Source organism: Methylobacterium symbioticum, assembly GCF_902141845.1.
GTDB classification, from domain to species: domain Bacteria; phylum Pseudomonadota; class Alphaproteobacteria; order Rhizobiales; family Beijerinckiaceae; genus Methylobacterium; species Methylobacterium symbioticum.
Genome location: NZ_CABFPH010000022.1, coordinates 1 through 19,507 on the forward strand (window position 1 = coordinate 1; position 19,507 = coordinate 19,507).

A 19,507-nucleotide genomic window follows, 5' to 3' on the forward strand; every position below is an offset into this window, starting at 1 on the left:
AGAAGACGGCATACGAGATTACAAGGTGACTGGAGTTCAGTGTGCTCTTCCGATCTCGGAGCGCGGTGCATCCGAGCGTGGCGCGTCCGAGCGCGGGGCCCGGGGCGGCGGCGAGGTGCGCGGCGCGGTGAACCGGCTCGACACGGCCAAGCGCACCGAGTTCCGGCAGTCGATCACCCGCACCGGGGTCAGCCGCGTCAGCAATGTGAACTTCAGCCTGAATGTCGGAACGGCGATCCCGCGCTCGGTCTCGCTGCACCGGCTGCCGCCGGCCATCGTCAGCATCGTGCCGGCCTACGAGGGCTACAGCTTCATCTTGGTGCGCGACGATATCGTCATCATCGATCCCGACACCTACGAGATCGTGGACGTGATCCCGGCCTGACTGGGAAGAACGCGAAAGCGGGGGGCGTCAGCGCCCCCCGTCCAGCAGCTTCGAGACCACGCGGGCGGTGTAGTCGACCATCGGCACGATGCGGGCGTAGTTGAGCCGCGTCGGGCCGATCACGCCGACCACGCCGACGATCTGCTGCGAGCCGTCGCGGAACGGGGCGGCGATCATCGATGAGCCCGACAGCGAGAACAGCTTGTTCTCGGATCCGATGAAGATGCGCACGCCGTCGCCGCCCTCGGCCCGGGCGAGCAGGTCGATCACGTCCTTCTGCGTCTCCAGGTCGTTGAAGAGCAGTCGGATCCGCTCCAGGTCCTCCACCGCGCGCAGGTCGTCGAGGAGGTTGGCCTGGCCGCGCACGATGAGCTGGCGCGCCTCGGACGGGCCGACCGAGGTGGCGAGCCCCGCATCGACCAGACGCTCGGTGATCGCGTCGAGCTCGCGCTTCATCGCCTGCCGCTCGGCCTCGATGTCGGCGCGCAGCGTGCCGAGCGTCCGGCCCTTCAGCCGCGCGTTCAGGTAGTTCGAGGCTTCCTGCAGCGCGCCCGCCGGCAGGCCGCTCGGCAGGTCGAGAAGGCGGTTCTCCACCGAGCCGTCGTCCGAGACGAGGACGACGAGGGCCCGCTCCGCGTCGAGCCGCACGAACTCGATGTGCTTCAGGTTGACGTTGAACTTCGTGGTCAGCACCACGCCGGCGCCGCGCGAAATGCCCGACAGGAGCGTCGAGGCTTCCGCCAGGGCCGAGTCGAAGGTGTGCCGCGAGGCCGCGGCCCGCATCTGCGCCTCGATCCGCTCCTGCTCCTCCCGGCCGACATCGCCGAGTTCCAGCATCGCGTCCACGAAGAAGCGCAGGCCCAGCTCCGTCGGCAGGCGACCGGCCGAGGTGTGAGGCGCGAAGATGAGTCCGGAATGCTCGAGATCCGACATCACGTTGCGGATCGAGGCCGGGGAGAGCGCCATCGGCAGGACGCGCGCGAGGTTGCGCGATCCCACTGGCTCCCCCGTCGTGAGGTAGCTCTCGACGATTTGCCGGAAGATCTCGCGCGCGCGCTCGTTCAGGGCGTTCAGCGCGGGGCCGGGATGCGGAGAGGCGAAGGATGGATGCTCGGTCACGGGTCGGATCCTGATCCGGCATTGTGGGGGCGCGGCCGCGCGCGATCAATCGCCCGCACGCCGCACTCCCCCGCCGCAGGGGTGCAATCTGACACGCAACGGCGCCGCCGCCCGTTCCGATGCATTCAGGATAATTGCGGAGCGATGAGACGGAACGGGCGCGGCCCGCGTTTCAGTGGCGAGATGACGGCCTTGGCCGCCCTCTCCGACACCGTGAACCAACGCCAGAAACCGAGGATGGGAGTCCAACGCATGCACCATGGTGCCCGATCGATTCTGCCCAAGCTCGCCGCCGCCTTCGTGCTCTGCACCGGCCTCGGCCTCGCTGCCGCACCGCGCGGAGCCGAGGCCGCGCCGCTCGCCGTTCCCGGCGTCGAGGCGCCGGACGCGCCCCTGGTCTCGGTGCGTGATGGCTGGGGCCACCGGCACCACGGCTGGGGTCACCGCCATCACGGCTACCATCGGGGCTGGCACCATCGCCGCCATTGGCACCACCACCATCGCGGCTTCCGCCATCATCACCATCACCGCCGCGGCTTCTACCGCTACTGACCTCCATTGCACCGGGGCGGGTTGCCGCCCGCCCCGGCGGCCCTTATGAGCCCGGCCTCGATCAGACATGAGGAGCGGGTCATGCGGCCCTCGAAACGTGCGGCCGACGAGCTGCGCAAGGTGACGCTGGAGCGCGCGGTGGCGCGCTACGCGGAAGGGTCCTGCCTCGTCAGCTTCGGCGAGACCAAGGTGCTCTGCACCGCCTCGCTTGAGGAGCGCGGGCCGCCCTGGCTGCGCGGCTCGGGCAAGGGCTGGGTCACGGCCGAGTATTCCATGCTGCCGCGGGCGACCCATACCCGCACCCGGCGCGAACTCTCCTCCGGCAAGCCCTCGGGTCGTACGCAGGAGATCCAGCGCCTGATCGGCCGCAGCTTGCGCGCCGTGACCAATCTGCCCGCCCTCGGTGAGCGCCAGATCACGGTTGATTGCGACGTGATCCAGGCCGATGGCGGCACCCGCACCGCCGCGATCACCGGGGCCTGGGTGGCGCTGCACGAGTGCTTCGCCTGGATGCGCGAGCGCTCGATCATCTCGGTCAACCCGCTGCGCGACCACGTCGCTGCCGTCTCTTGCGGCATCACCAAGGGCACGCCGGTGCTCGATCTCGACTATGCCGAGGATTCCGCGGCGGAGACGGATGCCAACTTCGTGATGACCGGAGCGGGCGGCCTCGTCGAGGTGCAGGGCACCGCCGAGGGCGCGCCCTTCTCCGAAGCCGAGCTGATCGACCTCCTGCGGCTCGCCCGGGGCGGCGTGGCGCAGCTCGTCACCCTCCAGAAGCAGGCGATCGGATCGTGAGCCGCATCCTCTCGGGCAAGGTCGTCATCGCGACCCACAATGCCGGCAAGCTCGTGGAGATGCGCGAGCTTCTGGAGCCCTTCGGCGTCGAGGCGGTCTCGGCCGGCGAGCTGGGCCTGCCGGAGCCCGACGAGACCGGCACGATGTTCGCCGAGAACGCGGCGATCAAGGCGCAGGCCGCGGCCGAGGCGTCCGGCCTGCCGGCCTTCGCCGACGATTCCGGCCTCTGCGTGGATGCCCTCGACGGGGCGCCCGGCATCTTCTCGGCCCGCTGGGCCGGCGCCTCCAAGGACTTCTCCGGCGCGATGGCGCGCATCCTGGCCGAGCTCGACCGGCGCGGCGCCACGGACCGGCGCGCCCATTTCGTCTCGGCCCTGGTGCTCGCCTGGCCGGATGGCCACACGGAGCTGTTCGAGGGCCGCGTCTTCGGCGATCTCGTTGAACCGCGCGGCACGGCCGGCTTCGGCTACGATCCGATGTTCCGCCCCGAGGGCTTCGATCGGACCTTCGGCGAGATCTCCTCGGCCGAGAAGCACGGCGTCGACTGGCAGAGCGGCAACGCCCTCTCGCATCGCGCCCGCGCCTTCGTGGCGCTCGCCGCCGCCTGCCTGCGGCGGCCGGGCTGATTGCGGGAGGCGGGGCGGCCCCTCACATCGCGACGATGACGATGCCACCGGACCACCCGACCCGCGACGCGGGCTTCGGGGTCTACCTGCACTGGCCGTTCTGCGCGGCCAAATGCCCGTATTGCGACTTCAACAGCCATGTCCGCCACGCGCCCGTGGACGAGGCGCGCTTCCTCGCTGCCTTCCGCGCCGAGATCGCGCATGTTGCCGCGCGCACGCCCGGGCGGCGGGTCACGAGCGTCTTCCTCGGCGGCGGCACGCCCTCGCTGATGCGGCCTAAGACGGTGGCCGGGCTGATCGAGGCCGTCGATGGCGCCTGGGGCATCCAGGCCGATGCCGAGATCACCCTCGAGGCCAACCCGTCGAGCGTCGAGGCCGGACGCTTCGCCGGTTACCGCCTCGCCGGCGTCAACCGCGTGTCGCTCGGGGTCCAGGCCTTCGACGACGCTTCCCTGAAGAAGCTCGGCCGGCTGCACGACGCGGCCGAAGCCTTCGCGGCGATCCGGGTGGCGCAGACGCATTTCGCGCGCACCTCCTTCGACCTGATCTACGCCCGGCCGGGCCAGACGCCCGCGGCGTGGCGCGCCGAACTGACGGAGGCGCTGGCGCGTGCCGCCGAGCATCTCTCGCTCTATCAGCTCACCATCGAGCCCGGCACGCCGTTCTTCGGCCTCGCCGCCGCCGGCAAGCTGGTCCCTCCGGACGAGGAGAGCGCGCGCATCCTCTACGACGTGACGCAGGAGGTCTGTGCGGCTGCCGGGCTCCCGGCTTACGAGATCTCGAACCATGCCCGCCCGGGCGCCGAATCGCGCCACAACCTGCTCTACTGGCGCTACGGCGAATATGCCGGCATCGGGCCTGGCGCGCATGGCCGCCTCGTGACGGCGGAGGGCCGCATCGGCACCGTCACCGAGCGCGCCCCGGAAGCGTGGCTCGCCCGCGTGGAGGGCGCGGGCCACGGCATCGCCGAGACCGAGATGCTCTCCGAGGCCGATCAAGGCGACGAGTTCCTGATGATGGGCCTGCGCCTCTCCGAGGGCATCGACCCCGCACGTTACGCAGCGCTCAAGGGCCGACCGCTCGACCGAACCCGGCTCGATGCCCTCATCGCAGACGGCTTGGTGGCGCGCCTCGCCTCGGGCCGCATCGCCGCGACGCCGCGCGGCGCCCCGGTCCTGAACGCCCTGGTGGCCGAACTCGCGGCCTGAGATCCCGGGTTCCCAAAGGGATCATCCCTTTGGCGGGGCACGGGGCAGCACCCCGGTCTTTCCCTCGGATCAGGTCCCGGGCTTGGCCAGCGCCCGCGGGGCGGGGCTCACCGCGGTGACCGCGTTGTTACGGATCTCGTAGACGGCCAGCGCCCGCTCGCTCAGCCCCTCCGGCCGCAGGCGGAAGGTGCCGTCGACCCCGGCAAAGCCCGCCCCCGCCGTCAGCGTCGGCTCGGCGAAGCGCTGCGAGCCGTATTGCCGCGCCAGAGCGGCGGCCAGGGATACCGCGTCGAAGGCGAGGGAGGCCACACGCGGCGGGTTGGTGCCGTAGCGGGCCTGGTAGCGTCCGGCAAAGGCGGTGAAGCCCGCCGCGTCGGGGGCCGCGAAGCGTCCGCCCTGCAAAGCCGGAAGGGCGAAGAGCCGCGGCTCGTTCCAGACTGCGGTGCCGACCGGGCGCACGCGGGCCGGCGAGAACCCGGCCTTCATCAGCGCCGCCGACACGGCCGGCAGGCCCTCCGCGGTCTCGGGCAGGAACAGCGCATCGGCCTGCGGGGCGGGGCCGCCGATGACGGAAGCGAGCCGCTCCACCGCGGGGCCCGGCTGGCCGGGTGGGTAGCGCTCGATTCCCGCGAGGCGCGCGCCCTTGCGGGCCAGCGCCTCGCGGAACTGCGCCTCGACGGCGTTGCCGTAGGCACTCTCGGGGATCAGCGCCGCGAAGGAACGCTTGCCGCCGGCCACCGACTCGTCGACGATCCGGTCGACCTCCGTCTGTGGCAGGAAGCTGAGCAGGTAGACGCCGCGCGAGGCCACCGTCGCGTCGGTCGAGAAGGCGATCACCGGCTTGCCCGCGTTGCGGGCCGGCAGGGCGGCGGCCTGGACGCTGCCGGCGAAGACCGGACCGAGGACAAGGTCGGCCCCCTCGGTGATGGCCGCCTGGGCGGCCTCGCGGGCGCCGTCCGGCGTGCTGCGGTCGTCCTTGACCAGGATCTGCAGGTCCGGCTGCTGGAACTCCTCATAGGCGAGTTCGGCGGCGTTGCGCATCGCCGCGCCGATCTGGGCGCCGGGCCCGGTCAGTGGCAGCACGAGCGCCACCTTCACCGAGCCGGCTCCGATCGAGCCAGGCTGCCCGGCGGGGCCCGGCGCCGCGGTGGGGGGAAGCTCCGCCTGAGGTGGAGGAGCTTGGCGGACCGTGCGCGGCCCGTCCGGACCCGAGAGGCAGCCGCCGAGGGCGATCAGGCCCGCACACAGCACGGCGAGGCGTGCCGCGGGATTGCGTGAGCGCGCCATCGCTGGTCTCCCTCGCCGGACGAAACGTCCTGCCACGCTGAAGCCCAAGCTGTGAAAAGGCAACGCGGGCGCGGGAATCATGCCAATTTCCCACAGCAGCCGTGGCATTGTCGCCATGATGACCGAACGAACCGACCCTGCTCGCCGCCCGGGCGCACCGCCCCGCCGCGAGGCGCCGCCGACCTTCACCGCCTTCGGCCTCGCCAGCGAGGCCGAGCCGCTCGCGCCCGGCTTGCATGTCGTGGCGACGCCGATCGGCAACCTGCGCGACATCACCATCCGGGCGCTCGCGACGCTGGCCGCGGCCGACGCGGTGCTCGCCGAGGACACGCGCGTCACCCGGACCCTGCTCGCCCATTACGGGATCACGACCCCGCTGATGGCCTACCACGAGCACTCGACGGAGAGCGTGCGCGACCGGATGGTCGAGCGCCTGCGCGAGGGACAGGCACTCGCCCTCGTCTCCGATGCCGGCACGCCCCTGGTCTCGGATCCCGGTTTCAAGCTGGTGCTCGCGGCGATCGAGGCCGGCATCCCGGTGACCCCTGTGCCGGGTGCCTCGGCCGTGATGACCGCCCTCGTCGCCGCGGGCCTGCCGACCGACCGCTTCTTCTTCGAGGGATTCCTGCCGCAGAAGGCGGGTGCCCGGCGCAACCGCCTCGCCGATCTGGGGCAGCTGCCCGGCACGCTGGTCCTGTTCGAGTCGCCCCACCGCCTGCCCGACATGCTGGCGGATGCGGCGACAGTGCTCGGGCCCGAGCGCCCTGCGGCGGTGACCCGCGAGCTGACCAAGCTCTACGAGACCATCCGGCGCGGCACGCTCGGCGAACTCAGCGCCGCCTTCGCGGCTGAGGGCGCGCCGAAGGGCGAGATCGTGGTGCTGATCGGCGCCGGCCCCGAGGACGCGCCGGACGACGGCGACCCGGACGCCCTCGATGCCGCGCTCAAGGCCGCGCTCGCCGAGCACTCGGTGAAGGATGCGGCAAGCCTCGTTGCGGCGCGGACAGGCCGCAAGCGCCGCCTCGTCTATGCCCGGGCCGTCGAGCTGGCCCAGGCCGGGGGCCGATCCGATGAGCCTGCCTGAGGCGGCGGCCGCGCGTCGCCGCGCCACGGAGTTGCGCGGCCGGCGCGCCGAATGGCTGGCGCTCGGCGCATTGCTGCTGAAAGGCTACCGGCCGCTCGCCCTGCGGGTGGTGATGGGCGGCGGCGAGATCGACCTGATCGTGCGCCGCGGCGGGACCATCGCCTTCGTGGAGGTCAAGGCCCGCGCGAATCTCGATGACGCGCGTCAGGCGATCGGGGCGATCAAGCGGCGGCGCTTCTCGAAGGCGGTGCGGGCTTGGCTCGCGCGGAACCCATCCTGTGCTGGGCTGACCTTGCGCGCGGACGCGGTCTTCGTCGGACGCGGGCGGTGGCCGGAGCACCGCCCCGATGCGTTCACGCTCGAAGGACTCTAGGTCGTGAGAGGGTCGCGTGCGCCCGCACCGAACCGGGAGCCGCTATGGCCGGACGCCTTCGCGCTCAGCCGCCCTTGCCCTTGATCGCCCCGATCAGGGTGCGCTTCAGGTCGGACTGGCTGAAGGGCTTCTGCACCACCGGGCGATCGCGGAACGGCTCGCGGATGCCGGCGCCGCCGTAGCCGGTGGAGAAGACGAGCGGCAGGTCGCGTTGCGCGATGGCTTCCGCGACCGGATAGATCGGCTCACCCGCGACGTTCACGTCGAGGATCGCGATGTCGAAGGTCTCGTTGCCCGCCATCTCGAGGGCCGTGGCGAGGCGGGCGGCAGGCCCGACGACGTCACACCCGAAATCGAGGAGCATATCCTCGAGAAGCATCGAGATCGCGGCCTCGTCCTCGACGACGAGCACGCGGATGCCCTGGAGAAGGTTCTCTGTCGGTTCCGCACTCACGCCGAGTTATCTTCCCTTGAATCCGTCCTGATATGAGCCTCCAGAGAGGCCCGAATCTCTGCCGGAGCGGTTCGTCCACGCCCTCGGAAGCATGATCCCGCGAAGCCGTCGGCTCGCGGGAACGCCTGAGCCGTCGCCCGGATGGAGGGGCATGTCAAGCGGCTGACCGTCCCATCGGTGCGCGGTGTTCGCGGCAATGTTACGCAGCGATACATTTGTGGGCAGACGATGCAGAAGGGCACCGCATGTTGATCTAACCTAGGTTGGATTGACCTTGGCCGTCGCCGGACAGGCGCCTGTCGTCATCCGTCTTTGAATGTGACCCTCGCGCCCTTCACAACGTGGCGGCCAAGCTCGCGGGCGCTCCAATTGGTCAGACGAATGCAGCCGTGCGACTCCGTCTTGCCGACCTTCTCCGGCTCGGGGGTGCCGTGGATGCCGTAGGAATCGATCGCCAGATCGATCCAGACCGCACCGACCGGATTGTTCGGGCCCGGCTTGATCGTGAACTTCTCGCGCGCCTTCACGCCCTTGAACGCATATTTGGGATTGTAGGTGTAGGTCGGATCGAAGGCGACGCGGGTCACCTTGGTCTCGCCGCTCGGGGCCGGCTTCTCGGCGCTGCCGATCGAGGCGGGGTAGAAGGCGAAGAGCTTGCCGCTCCCGTCGAAGGCGCGCAGATCGCGGCTGCCCTTGTCGATCTCGATCCGCTCGACCTTCGGGGCCTCGGGCAGGTCCTTCGGGTTCGGCCGCCCGCTGCCCATCGGGGTCACGGCGGCCACGAGCAGGACCGTTCCGGCCTTGTCGAAGGGCTTGGCAGGATTGAGGGCGCTGAGCAGGTCGCGGCTCATGTGGAAGCGCTCGGCGAGCATCTCCCGGGCATTGGTGTAGCCGAGATCGTCGAGCTCGGCCTGATCTTCCATCTTCGCGGGGATGCGCGTGACGAAGTCGGTCTTCGTGTCGTCCTCCGTCACCGTGTATTCGGTGACGGCGGGCGCGGTGTCGGCCTGCAGCTTGGCAAGGATCTCGGGCGTGGGCCCGTCCGCATCCGGCAGTCCCTGCGCCTGCGCGTAGGCTTTCAGCGCACGCCGCATGTTGTCGCCATCCTTGCCGTCGATGGCACCGGGCGAGAACCGGGCGCGGTCGAGCAGGACTTGGACCTTCACGAGGAGCGGGTCCGGTCGCGTCGCCTTCCTCGGCTTCTGGGCGGTCTCACCGGGCTTCCCCGTGCCGGAATCCGGCACCGACGCACCGTTGATGGCCTCCGCGGTCAGGGGCGGCGGCTTGGGCGCCTCGGGCGTCTTGGGCCCCTTCCGCGCCTCGGCCACCCCCGTGAGGCCTGCCAGGAGGAGGGCGGCCATGGCGCTGTCCAGCCCTGCCCGCATCGGGAACCCGCGCATCATCTCCGTTCGACTCCGGGAGCGGCACGCTCCGCCGCCTCAAGTTCCGGCAGGTGGGAAGCGTTCCGTGTGCCTACTGGCAGAGGCGGTGGCCGTTGCTCCGCTCGCGCTCGTCGAGATGGAGATGGTTGGCGTGTGCCGCGTTCGACCCCGGTCCCAGCACCGTGCGGAAGAAGGCGCAGGCCCGGGCGCGCACCGCGTCGAGGAAGCGGCCCTCATCCGAACCCGCCTGCTGGGCCGCCACGGGCAGGCTTGCGCGTCCCTCGATCCCGAAGCTCATCACGTCGATCCCGTTGGCGAAGGCGTGCTCGCTGAGCTTGGCGTCGAGGTCGTGGTTCTGGCCGCGGCACTCGTAGGAGGTGCCGACGACCACCGCGCGCAAGGGGCGCTTCAGCTCGCGCTCGGCGGCGACCTCGACCTCCGTGGTCCAGCGGGCCAAGGCCTCGGCGGCCACGCAGGTGAGGGTGGCCGATTGCGGCAGGGCGACGCCGTCGAGGGCGGTCACCTTCAGGGGCAGCGGCGCGCCGCATTGCCCGTTGCTGATCGGCGGCAGCGGCTCGAAGGCGACGCCGAGGCGCTTCAGGCGCACCCGGCAGGCGGTGTCGTCCGGCGGCGCCACCGTGAGGGCGAGGGCCGCCTCGCCGGAGAGTTCGGGTGGCCGGGCGGGGGGGAGGGGAGGCGATTCGCCGGGCCCCGGCGCCTTCTTGGCGGTGTCCTCCGCAGATTCCGGCGGCTTCGGCGTCTCGGCGGGCGGCTTGAGATCCGCCGGGCGCTCGGGCGGCACGGGCGGGGGCAGCGGGGCGCTGGCGGGCGGATGGTCCTGAGGTGCCGCCGCGCAGGGCGGGACGAGCACCGCCACGATGCATGCGCCGGCCGCAAGCCGGGTCAGAGCATTCCACGAACGTCCCGCGGCGACCTTCCGTGCCAGCTCCTGCTGCATCGCGTCCCCCTCGCACCGTGTTCCGTGGGCCAGGGCCGCGGATTCGGGTCTCGGCTGCAACGCTGTCGATCCGGCAATGGCTCCGCCGGGTGGGATCTGCCGGTTCCGCACGCTCTTGCGCCTCACCGGTAGCCACCCCGGCGGAGAGCGCGCTAGGGTTCGGCATCTTTGCGGGCGGCGCGGCGCACATCCGTCTCGACGCCCGATACCGGATGACCAGGACGAGGATCGGAATGATTCAGGCCACCGCAGGGCTCCCCGCGCTCGATGCCGAGAACCCCTTCTCGCAGGACGTGTGGAGCACGCCCTACGCGCTGCCGCCCTTCGAGCGGATCAGGCCCGAGCATTATCGCCCGGCCTTCGATGCGGCGATCGCCGCGCACGAGGCCGAGGTCGCGGCGATCGCGGGCGCGTCCGAGCCGCCGCGCTTCGCCAACACCGTGGCGGCGATGGAGCGCGCAGGCCTCGCCCTCGACCGGGTGGCCGGCGTCTTCTACAATCTCACCGGCAGCCATACGAATCCGGAGCTGCAGGCGATCGAGCGCGAGATCGGTCCGAAGCTCGCCCGCCACGGCAGCGCGATCTACCTCAATGCCGAGCTCTGGGCGCGCATCTCCGCCGTCGACCCCGAGGCTGAGGGGCTCGGCGAGGAGGAGCGGCGCGTGCTCGCGCGCTACCGCACGCGCTTCCGCCGGGCCGGCGCCGATCTCGCGCCCGAGGCCAAGGCGCGCATGGCCGAGATCGCCGCGCGCCTGTCCGAACTCGGCACCCGCTTCAGCCAGAACCTGCTCGCCGACGAGAGCGCCTTCGTGCTGCCGCTCGCGAACGAGGACGATCTCGCCGGCCTGCCGCCCTTCCTGCGCGCAGCTGCCGCGAGCGCCGCGCAGGAACGCGGGCTCTCCGGCCATGTCATCACCCTGTCGCGCTCGCTGATCGAGCCCTTCCTCGTCTTCTCGACGCGGCGCGACCTGCGCGAGCGCGCCTACGAGGCCTGGATCCGCCGTGGGGAGACCGGCGGCGAGACCGACAACCGCGCGATCATCCGCGAGATCGTGCAGCTGCGCGCCGAGCGGGCGCGGCTCCTCGGCTACGAGAGTTTCGCGCACTACAAGCTCGACGACACCATGGCGGCGAGCCCGGAGGCGGCGACCGCGCTCCTCTCCGAGGTTTGGGCTCCCGCCCAGAAGCGGGCGGGTCAGGAGCGTGAGCGCCTCCAGGAGATCGTCGCCCGCGAGGGCGGGAACTTCGCTCTTCAGGCGCATGACTGGCGCCACTACGCCGAGAAGCTGCGGCGCGCCGAGCACGACCTCGACGAGGGCGAGATCAAGGCCTACCTGCCGCTCGACGGCATGATCCAGGCCGCCTTCGACACGGCCTCGCGCCTGTTCGGGCTGCGCTTCGAGGAATTGCAGGATGTGCCGCGCTACCATCCGGACGTGCGCGCCTGGCGCGTCTCGAACGCGGACGGCTCCGAGGTCGGGCTGTTCCTCGGCGACTATTTCGCCCGCGCCTCGAAGCGCTCGGGCGCCTGGATGAGCGCCTTCCGCTCGCAGGAGCGCCTGACCGGCACGGTGACGCCGATCATCGTGAACGTGATGAACTTCGCCAAGGCCCCGCCCGGCGAGGTGCCGCTGCTCTCCTTCGACGATGCCCGCACCCTGTTCCACGAATTCGGCCACGCGCTCCACGGCCTGCTCTCGGACGTGACCTATCCGCTGCTCGCCGGCACGGCCGTCTCGGGCGATTTCGTGGAGCTGCCCTCGCAGCTCTACGAGCATTGGCTCGAACAGCCGGAGGTCCTGCGCGCCCATGCCCGCCACCACCGTACCGGCGAGCCGATGCCCGAGGATCTGCTGAAGAAGCTCTTGGCCGCCCGCACCTTCAACCAGGGCTTCGCGACGGTGGAGTACACGGCCTCGGCCATTGTCGACATGACGCTGCACCTCTCGGCCGAGGGCGAGCGCGGCCTCGACGTGCTCGCCTTCGAGACGGAGGCCCTGAACCGCATCGCGATGCCCGGTGAGATCGGCATGCGTCACCGCAGCCCGCACTTCGCGCATATCTTCTCGGGCGACGGATACGCGGCCGGCTATTACAGCTATCTCTGGTCCGAGGTTCTCGACGCCGACGCCTTCGACGCCTTCAAGGAGGCCGGCGACATCTTCGATCCGGAGACGGCCAAGCGGCTGCGCACCTACGTCTACGGGGCCGGGAACCTGCGCGACCCGCGCGAGGCCTACACCCTGTTCCGCGGCCGCCTGCCGACGACCGGACCGCTCCTGCGCAAGCGGGGGCTCGCCGCCTGAGCCGCAGCCGCCGTCATGGTAACGGTTCGGTAAACAAGCGTCCTTAACCAATGCTTTCGCGGGCATCCGCGCGGGCGGGGTGCGAGGACGAGCGATGACGAGCAAAGCCACGGACGCGGCCTCGGCCGACGCGAAGACCGAGACCAAGGCCGCGCTCTCCCCCGAGGCGCTGCTGAAGGCGGTGGTCACCGGCGGCCGGGTCGAGGCGTCTGCCGTCGTGGCGCGGCGCCGCGTGGATCCGCTGCTGATGGCCGTCGGCGGCAGCGCGCTCGCCCTCGGCCTGATCTGCGGCGCCGGCCTCACGGCGGCGTCCCTGCCGCGCCCGGACCGCACGGAGGGCCTCGTCGAGATGCAGGCCGGCATCGACGCGGCGCGGGCGGACACGGCGCGGGTCGCCACCGAGATCGAGCGCCTCACGCGCGCGATCGCCTCCGTTCAGGAGGCGACCGAGGGTGGGCGCAAGGATGCGGTCACGCGTAGCGCGGCCCTGTCCGAGCGCGTCGGTAAGGCGGAGCAGGCGCTTGCCGCCAAGTTCGCGGCCCTGTCCGAGCGCGTCGAGCAGGCGGAGCGCGAGGCGGCCGGGCGCTTCACCGCCTTGAGCGGGCAGATCGAGAAGCAGCGCGCTGCCGCGCCGGCCCCGGCTCAGCCTGTCGCGGCCAAGGTCGAGCCGGTGAAGGCCGAGCCCGTCCAGACGGGCAGCATCGAGCCGAAGAAGGAGAAGCCGCCGGTCATCGAAAGCTGGGCGGTGCGCGACGTCTATGACGGGATGGCGATCCTTGAGGACCGTCGGCGCCGGCTCGTGGAGGTCGGCCCGGGCGGCGCGGTGCCGGGCATCGGGCGCGTCGAGGGCATCGAGCGGCGCGGCCGCGACTGGATCGTGGTGACGCGTCAGGGCTTGATCACGCCGCAGGCGTGGTGAGCGGGGCCGGTTCCTGCGCCCGATGCCCTCTCCGCCGCGGCGGAGAGCTGGCTCAGCGGGCCGAGATCGGCGTGACCGCCAGATCGTCCGCTCCCTCGAGGGGATGACGGACCTCGAGCGTCGTCGGATCGGCAAGCAGCGACGGGCGCTTGGCGCGGCGTCGGCCATGGGTGAGCGCGCGGACGCGCTCGGCCCGCGTCGGGTGCAGGATCGCTGCGAGCAGGGCCTGACCCTCGAAGGCGGTGTCGAGATTCTTGGATTCGAAGACGGGCATGGCCGGCCTTGCAAAGCTGCGGTGAGCGAACGCCACGCACCCGAACAAACTGGGCTGTTCGTGCGTAACGGGCAAAACCTGAACAAGTTCCGAAAGATTTCGGACGCTGACGATTTTTTAAGGATTGCATCGCCGCGGCCGCGCTGCGGTGCGCATTCGCACGCGGGGCCTGCGCTGCACGAGATCTCCAGACTACGCAGCGACCGATTAAGCTTTCGCAAAGGTTAAAGCGGGGCGCTCAGCGCGTGTCCTCGCGCAGGAGATCCGTGTTGGCCGCGAAGGCCGCCATCGCGCCCTCCGCGGCGGCCACCACGGCGAATTGCACCCGCCGCGAGGCATCGCCCGCCACGTAGAGCCCGGGCACGTTGGTGTTCTCGTAGTCGCCGGTCGGCACGGTACCGGTGGGACCAAGCTCGCAGCCGAGACTGGTGATCAGGTCGGAGGGGCGGCAGCCCTCCGGCATCAGGAACACGGCCCGGCAGGGAATCGTCGTCCCGTCCGCGAAGCCCAGGTGGGTCGGCATTCCGTCCGTTCCGGCGAGGCGGCGGATCGGCGTCTCGGCCACCTGCACCCCGTTGCGGGCGAGGCGCTCGCGATCCGTGTCGGACAGTTCCGTCGGCAGCCCGTGGGTGCAGAGCGTCACCTGGCGGCTCCAGGCCGACAGCTCCAGAGCGAAGCCTTTGGCGCCCTGCCCATGGCCATAGGCGACGATCGGCTGGTCGGCGGCCTCGTAGCCGTCGCAATAGGGGCAGGAATGCACGCCCGTGCCCCAGAATGCGGCGAAGCCTTCGATCTCGGGAATGTCCTGATGCAGGCCCGTGGCGAGGATCAGGCGACGAGCCTGCGCCGTGCCGCCATCCGCGAGATCGACGGCGAAGCCCGGATCGAGGCGGCGTGCACCCACCACCTCGACGCTCCGGCGCTCGATGGTGGCGTAGCGGTCGAGATCGGCATGGGCGTGTCGGCGCAACTCGGCCGGAGGCGTGCCGTCGCGCGTGAAGACGCCCCAGGTCAGCGGCGTTGCGGCGTTGCGGGGCTTGCCGAGGTCGCAGAGCAGGACCTTGCGGCGGCAGCGCCCGAGAATGAGGGCGGCGTTGAGCCCGGCAGGGCCGCCGCCCACGATGATCACGTCATACATCCGCGCGGCCCGGAGAAGTGAGGTCTCCGGGCAAACGGCCGCGGGCGCCGGGGTTTCCCTCGCCCACTCATGAAAAAGGGCGCTCGCGCGCCCTGATCCGGTCCCGTGCGGGAACGCGCGCCTCAGGCGGCGGCGGTCTTCACCGGCACGCCCTTCTCGGCGAGGAAGGTCTGCAACTCGCCCGACTGGAACATCTCGCGGGTGATGTCGCAGCCGCCGACGAACTCACCCTTCACATAGATCTGCGGGATGGTCGGCCAGTTCGAGTAGGCCTTGATGCCCTCGCGGATGCTCTGGTCGGCGAGCACGTTCACGCCCTTGAAGGGCACGCCGAGGTAGTTGAGGATCTGCACGACCTGGCCCGAGAAGCCGCATTGCGGCATCTGCGGCGTGCCCTTCATGAACACGACCACGTCCTGGGACTTGATCTCGTTCTCGATCGCGGCGTTGACGTCGGACATATGTCTGATCCCTGTTTCCTTAGAACCGTGATCTAGTGATGATCGAGCCCGGTGTCCAACGCCGTGCTGGGCGCCTGCGTCGCACGGCCGGACCCCTTCTCGGCCCATGTCACCATCCGGTCGGCGGAGAGGCTCAGTCGGTCCACAGAGAGAGGACTCCCGCGCGGGGCCTCAATCCTGCGGCACGCCCGTGGTCAGCGCAAGCGCGTGCAGCACGCCCCCCATCCGCCCCTGGAGCGCGCCATAGACCATCTGGTGCTGGGCGACGCGGGTCTTGCCCTTGAAGGCGGAGGAGAGGACCGTCGCGGCGTAGTGGTCGCCGTCACCCGCGAGGTCGCGGATCTCGATCTGGGCGTCGGGCAAAGCCTCGCGGATCATCCGCTCGATCTCGCGCGCATCCATCGGCATGGCAGAATCTCCTTGTCCGGTTCAGGCGGCGACCGCGGCCGGCTGGCTCGCCATGTAGGCCGGCAGCCAGCTCTCATGCGCTTGGCGCAGATCGGCCACCGTGATGGTCTCGCCGCCGGGCAGGGTCAGGCGGTCGGAGCCGGTCACGCCCACCACCGCCGCGTCGATGCCCTGCGAGGAGGCGCTGTAGAGGATGTCCGACGCGGTCTCGGGGTCGACGGCGAGCAGGTAGCGGGCCTGGTCCTCGCCGAAGAGATAGGCATGGGCGGGCAGGTCGACCGGGACCTCGGGGAGCGCCGCGCCGATGCCGCCGGCCATCGCCATCTCGGCGAGGGCGACGGCGAGGCCGCCATCCGAGAGGTCATGCACCGTGTCGACGAGGCCGGAGGTGATCAGGCCGCGCACGAAGTCGCCGTTGCGGCGCTCGACGCCGAGATCGACGGGCGGCGGCGCGCCCTCCTCGCGGCCCTCGACGACCGCGAGATAGGCCGACTGGCCGAGCCAGCCCTCGCCCGAGCCGATCAGCAGCAGCACGTCGCCCTCGCGCTTCAGCGCGAGCGTGGCATGGCGCTCCACGTCGTCGAGCACGCCGACGCCGCCGATGGTCGGGGTCGGCAGGATGCCGACGCCGTTCGTCTCGTTGTAGAGCGAGACGTTGCCCGACACGACGGGGAAGTCGAGCGCCCGGCAGGCCTCGCCGATGCCGGTGAGGCAGCCGACGAGCTGGCCCATCACCTCGGGCTTCTCCGGGTTGCCGAAATTGAGGTTGTCGGTGATCGCCAGCGGCTTGGCGCCCACCGCCGTGATGTTGCGCCATGCCTCGGCCACCGCCTGCCGGCCGCCCTCGACCGGATCGGCTTCGCAGTAGCGAGGGGTCACGTCGCAGGTGAGGGCGAGCCCCTTCGGCCCGTCCTCGACGCGCACGATGGCGGCGTCGCCGCCCGGCTTCTGCACGGTGTTGCCGAGGATGTAGTGGTCGTACTGCTCGTAGACCCAGCGCTTGGACGACAGGTCCGGCGAGCCGACCATGCGGCGCAGCGCATCTGCGAGGGAGGCGGGCGCCGCCACCTCGGCCGGCTTCAGGACGGGCAGATGCGTGTTGGCGATATGCGGCCGGTCATAGAGCGGCGCCTCGTCGCCGAGCTCCTTGATCGGCAGGTCGGCGACGGTCTCGCCGTGCCACTTGATGACGAAGCGCAACGTGTCGGTGGTGCGCCCGATCACCGCGAAGTCGAGGCCCCACTTCACGAAGATGGCCTCGGCCTCCTTCTCCATGCCCGGCTTGAGCACCATGAGCATGCGCTCCTGGCTCTCCGAGAGCATCATCTCGTAGGGCGTCATGCCCGCCTCGCGGGCCGGCACCTTCTCGATGTCGAGCTCCACGCCGAGATCGCCCTTGGCGCCCATCTCGACCGCCGAGCAGGTGAGACCTGCCGCGCCCATGTCCTGGATGGCGATGACGGCGCCGGAGGCCATCAGTTCGAGGCAGGCCTCGAGCAGCAGCTTCTCCGCGAAGGGGTCGCCGACCTGAACGGTCGGGCGCTTCGACTCGCTCTCCTCGTCGAACTCGGCCGAGGCCATGGTGGCGCCGTGGATGCCGTCGCGGCCGGTCTTGGAGCCGAGATACACGATCGGATTCCCGACCCCGGCGGCGGCCGCGTAGAAGATCGAATCCGTCCGCGCGAGCCCGACGGCCATGGCGTTGACGAGGATGTTGCCGTCGTAGCGCGGGTGGAAGCCGACCTGGCCGCCCACCGTCGGCACGCCGAAGGAATTGCCGTAGCCGCCGATGCCTGCGACCACGCCCGAGACGAGATGGCGCGTGCGCGGATGGTCCGGCGAGCCGAATCGGAGCGCATTCAGCGCCGCGATCGGCCGTGCACCCATGGTGAAGACGTCGCGCAGGATGCCGCCGACCCCCGTCGCCGCGCCCTGGTAGGGCTCGATGAAGCTCGGATGGTTGTGGCTCTCCATCTTGAAGACGCAGGCCAGCCCGTCCCCGATGTCGATCACGCCCGCGTTCTCGCCGGGGCCCTGGATCACCCAGGGGGCCGAGGTCGGCAGGCCGCGCAGGTGCTTGCGCGAGGACTTGTAGGAGCAGTGCTCGTTCCACATCGCCGAGACGATGCCGAGTTCGGTCAGCGTCGGGTCGCGCCCGATCAGGCCGCGGAAGCGTTCGTACTCGTCCGGGGTCAGACCGTGCTGGCGCACGAGTTCGGGCGTGATCGGAACATCATTGCGGAACATGCGGCGGGTCTCGGCTGATTGTGGTCCCGCCCGCGGGACGGATCCCGCGGACACGAGCCTGAACCGGGCGGCTCTCTTGAACACCAAGCGCTCTAGAGCGGAAGCGGCGGCCCTGGCAACTCTACGCCGCCGCGGCAGCGTGCACGATCTGGGCGTATCGCTGAACTCACGCAACCCGTGCCGTGTCCGGAGCGGCCTGCGCCGCCATCCGACGGCACCGGTCGATCGTCGCGCGGACCGGCTCGGGTCCGGCCACGAAGGCGATGTAGTCGAACGCCTCCGTCCTGCGGCTCGACATCAGGAGCTGGAAGTGCATCCGGAACAGGTTCCAGCGCCGCCGCGCCACCACCCGCGGCTCGATCAGGTCCTCGATCTGGACGCGCATCACCGCCGGCCGGTCCGGGCCGGGGGAGGGGACGCCCGAGGCGGTCAGCGGATCGCGCAGGTGGATCGAGAGCCAGTCCCAAGGCGCGCGGATGTCGAGCCACGCGATTCCGTCGGCCGCCGCGACCCGGGCGAGCGCCCCGCGGATCCGGTCCGCCGCCGGATCGAGGGCGATCCAGGGGATGACGCTGCCGAGCGTCACGAAGGAGACCGGGACGCGGCTGCCGAATCCAGGGTTGCGGGCGAGGATCCGGTCGAGCACCTCGACGCCGAGGAAGCTCGACGAGGAATGACCGACCACCACGATCTCATCGACGCCGCCGGCCGCCTCCGCGTCGGCGATCCGCGCCGCGAAGGCGTCGAGGCGGGCGGGCATCTCCGGGGTGCGGCCCGCGGCGTGGTCGTGGGTAAAGGCGGTGTCGTCCACGAGATGTGCGACGTAGAGCGGCTTTCCGCGGGTGAGGCGGGTTATCAGAGCCAGAATCGCGTAGGCCGCGACGGGCAGGGCGAGCCATGACCAGGGGCGGACCCCGGCGGGGAGAAGGCTCAGGGCCGCCCAGGCGATGACGAGGCTCAGCGCGGCGAGCGCCAGGTAGATCCGGTGCACACCGTAGATCACGGTGGAGAAGCGGCGCGCCTCCTTGCGCAGGCGGCGCGTGTAGCCCGCGCGGGACAGGCGAAGCAGGAGGGCCGGCACGGCCACGAGGCGACGCCACTCGGGCCGGGGAAACCGGCTGCGCACGATCGCGTCCCAGCGCAGCAGGCTGTAGACCGTCCGGGTGCCGTCGGCGGTGACCGCCCAGTCGAGACTGATGCCGTCCGCCGAGCGGCGCGGCTCTCCCACCGCGATCGTTAGATCCCGGCGCTCCGCGGTGCGCCGCGCCTCGCGCCGGAACAGGCCCCAGTAGGTCTCCGGCTCACGCGGGTCGAAGCCGGGCAGGTAGAAGACGGCGCGTCGGCCGATCCTCGACGGGAGCGGAGGCACCGCACCGCGGACAGGATGGGATGCGTGAGAAATGGCCGGGCGCTCGCGCGTCTTGAACGAAAGCGTTGTCCCTAGCAGAGCGATTGGGGCGACGACGAGGAGAAACCGCGTCCAGGCAGCGGCGGAGGCTCAGTCGGGGGGCTGGTGTGCCGGGAAATC

20 protein-coding genes are annotated in these 19,507 nt (G+C 70.9%); 9 read left to right on the top strand and 11 right to left on the bottom strand.

Annotation, left to right across the window (positions count from 1 at the left end):
• Positions 1–25: 25 nt before the first annotated feature.
• The gene (locus MET9862_RS30855) at positions 26–385 is read left to right on the top strand and encodes a DUF1236 domain-containing protein (protein WP_497756006.1); all 360 of its coding nucleotides are present in this window, start codon (positions 26–28) and stop codon (positions 383–385) included.
• A 27-nt stretch (positions 386–412) separates the two neighbouring features.
• On the opposite strand, the gene hrcA is transcribed toward MET9862_RS30855, so the two are convergent.
• Complete coding sequence (hrcA, locus tag MET9862_RS09960) at positions 413–1,504, bottom strand: heat-inducible transcriptional repressor HrcA (protein WP_142582849.1); 1,092 nt, start codon at positions 1,502–1,504, stop codon at positions 413–415.
• Positions 1,505–1,756: 252 nt separating this feature from the next.
• Between hrcA and MET9862_RS09965 the strand changes: the two genes are divergently transcribed.
• The 4 genes from MET9862_RS09965 to hemW all read left to right on the top strand — a co-directional run bounded on the left by MET9862_RS09965 (position 1,757) and on the right by hemW (position 4,688).
• On the top strand, positions 1,757–2,056 hold the full coding sequence (locus MET9862_RS09965; RefSeq protein WP_142582850.1) for a hypothetical protein: 300 nt from the start codon (positions 1,757–1,759) through the stop codon (positions 2,054–2,056).
• 81 nt (positions 2,057–2,137) lie between these two features.
• Positions 2,138–2,854, top strand: a complete 717-nt coding sequence (rph, locus tag MET9862_RS09970) for a ribonuclease PH (RefSeq protein WP_142582851.1) — start codon at positions 2,138–2,140, stop codon at positions 2,852–2,854.
• A complete protein-coding gene (gene rdgB, locus MET9862_RS09975; protein ID WP_142582852.1) occupies positions 2,851–3,480 on the top strand; it encodes an RdgB/HAM1 family non-canonical purine NTP pyrophosphatase in 630 nt (209 codons plus the stop codon). The genes rph and rdgB overlap by 4 nt, the downstream gene beginning before the upstream one ends.
• Positions 3,481–3,515: 35 nt before the next feature.
• Positions 3,516–4,688, top strand: coding sequence for a radical SAM family heme chaperone HemW (hemW, locus tag MET9862_RS09980; RefSeq protein ID WP_142582853.1), 1,173 nt, complete (start codon positions 3,516–3,518; stop codon positions 4,686–4,688).
• A 69-nt stretch (positions 4,689–4,757) separates the two neighbouring features.
• Here hemW and MET9862_RS09985 read toward each other — a convergent pair whose 3' ends face one another.
• The gene (locus MET9862_RS09985) at positions 4,758–5,975 is read right to left on the bottom strand and encodes a penicillin-binding protein activator (protein WP_142582854.1); all 1,218 of its coding nucleotides are present in this window, start codon (positions 5,973–5,975) and stop codon (positions 4,758–4,760) included.
• Positions 5,976–6,093: 118 nt separating this feature from the next.
• On the opposite strand from MET9862_RS09985, the gene rsmI reads away from it, so the two are divergent.
• Complete coding sequence (gene rsmI, locus MET9862_RS09990) at positions 6,094–7,059, top strand: 16S rRNA (cytidine(1402)-2'-O)-methyltransferase (RefSeq protein WP_142582885.1); 966 nt, start codon at positions 6,094–6,096, stop codon at positions 7,057–7,059.
• Positions 7,004–7,432: a YraN family protein gene (locus tag MET9862_RS09995; RefSeq protein WP_438616607.1), complete on the top strand. Its 429-nt coding sequence runs from the start codon at positions 7,004–7,006 to the stop codon at positions 7,430–7,432. Before rsmI ends, MET9862_RS09995 begins: the two co-directional genes overlap by 56 nt.
• Positions 7,433–7,496: 64 nt before the next feature.
• Here the strand turns inward: MET9862_RS09995 and MET9862_RS10000 are convergent, their stop codons facing one another.
• From MET9862_RS10000 to MET9862_RS10010, 3 genes are all read right to left on the bottom strand, one after another.
• Positions 7,497–7,886 carry a response regulator gene (locus tag MET9862_RS10000; protein WP_142582856.1) on the bottom strand — a complete coding sequence of 130 codons (390 nt, stop codon included), beginning with the start codon at positions 7,884–7,886 and terminating at the stop codon, positions 7,497–7,499.
• A gap of 302 nt (positions 7,887–8,188) precedes the next feature.
• Complete coding sequence (locus MET9862_RS10005) at positions 8,189–9,247, bottom strand: L,D-transpeptidase family protein (RefSeq protein WP_244612651.1); 1,059 nt, start codon at positions 9,245–9,247, stop codon at positions 8,189–8,191.
• Between the two features lie 112 nt (positions 9,248–9,359).
• Positions 9,360–10,226 carry an extensin-like domain-containing protein gene (locus MET9862_RS10010; protein WP_142582857.1) on the bottom strand — a complete coding sequence of 289 codons (867 nt, stop codon included), beginning with the start codon at positions 10,224–10,226 and terminating at the stop codon, positions 9,360–9,362.
• Between the two features lie 233 nt (positions 10,227–10,459).
• Here MET9862_RS10010 and MET9862_RS10015 point away from each other — a divergent pair, with 233 nt between their 5' ends.
• Complete coding sequence (locus MET9862_RS10015; RefSeq protein ID WP_244612652.1) at positions 10,460–12,532, top strand: M3 family metallopeptidase; 2,073 nt, start codon at positions 10,460–10,462, stop codon at positions 12,530–12,532.
• A gap of 94 nt (positions 12,533–12,626) precedes the next feature.
• Positions 12,627–13,451 carry a hypothetical protein gene (locus tag MET9862_RS10020; RefSeq protein WP_244612653.1) on the top strand — a complete coding sequence of 275 codons (825 nt, stop codon included), beginning with the start codon at positions 12,627–12,629 and terminating at the stop codon, positions 13,449–13,451.
• A 52-nt stretch (positions 13,452–13,503) separates the two neighbouring features.
• Here MET9862_RS10020 and MET9862_RS10025 read toward each other — a convergent pair whose 3' ends face one another.
• The 6 genes from MET9862_RS10025 to MET9862_RS10050 form a co-directional block, all read right to left on the bottom strand.
• On the bottom strand, positions 13,504–13,725 hold the full coding sequence (locus tag MET9862_RS10025; protein ID WP_142582859.1) for a hypothetical protein: 222 nt from the start codon (positions 13,723–13,725) through the stop codon (positions 13,504–13,506).
• A 238-nt stretch (positions 13,726–13,963) separates the two neighbouring features.
• Positions 13,964–14,863 (bottom strand): NAD(P)/FAD-dependent oxidoreductase, encoded by a 900-nt coding sequence (locus tag MET9862_RS10030; RefSeq protein WP_142582860.1) that lies wholly within the window; start codon positions 14,861–14,863, stop codon positions 13,964–13,966.
• A 122-nt stretch (positions 14,864–14,985) separates the two neighbouring features.
• Complete coding sequence (gene grxD, locus MET9862_RS10035) at positions 14,986–15,324, bottom strand: Grx4 family monothiol glutaredoxin (protein ID WP_142582861.1); 339 nt, start codon at positions 15,322–15,324, stop codon at positions 14,986–14,988.
• Positions 15,325–15,495: 171 nt separating this feature from the next.
• A complete protein-coding gene (locus MET9862_RS10040; protein ID WP_142582862.1) occupies positions 15,496–15,732 on the bottom strand; it encodes a BolA family protein in 237 nt (78 codons plus the stop codon).
• A 21-nt stretch (positions 15,733–15,753) separates the two neighbouring features.
• A complete protein-coding gene (gene purL / locus MET9862_RS10045; RefSeq protein WP_142582863.1) occupies positions 15,754–17,979 on the bottom strand; it encodes a phosphoribosylformylglycinamidine synthase subunit PurL in 2,226 nt (741 codons plus the stop codon).
• A gap of 166 nt (positions 17,980–18,145) precedes the next feature.
• A complete protein-coding gene (locus MET9862_RS10050) occupies positions 18,146–19,348 on the bottom strand; it encodes a hydrolase (RefSeq protein WP_244612654.1) in 1,203 nt (400 codons plus the stop codon).
• Positions 19,349–19,507 lie beyond the last annotated feature (159 nt).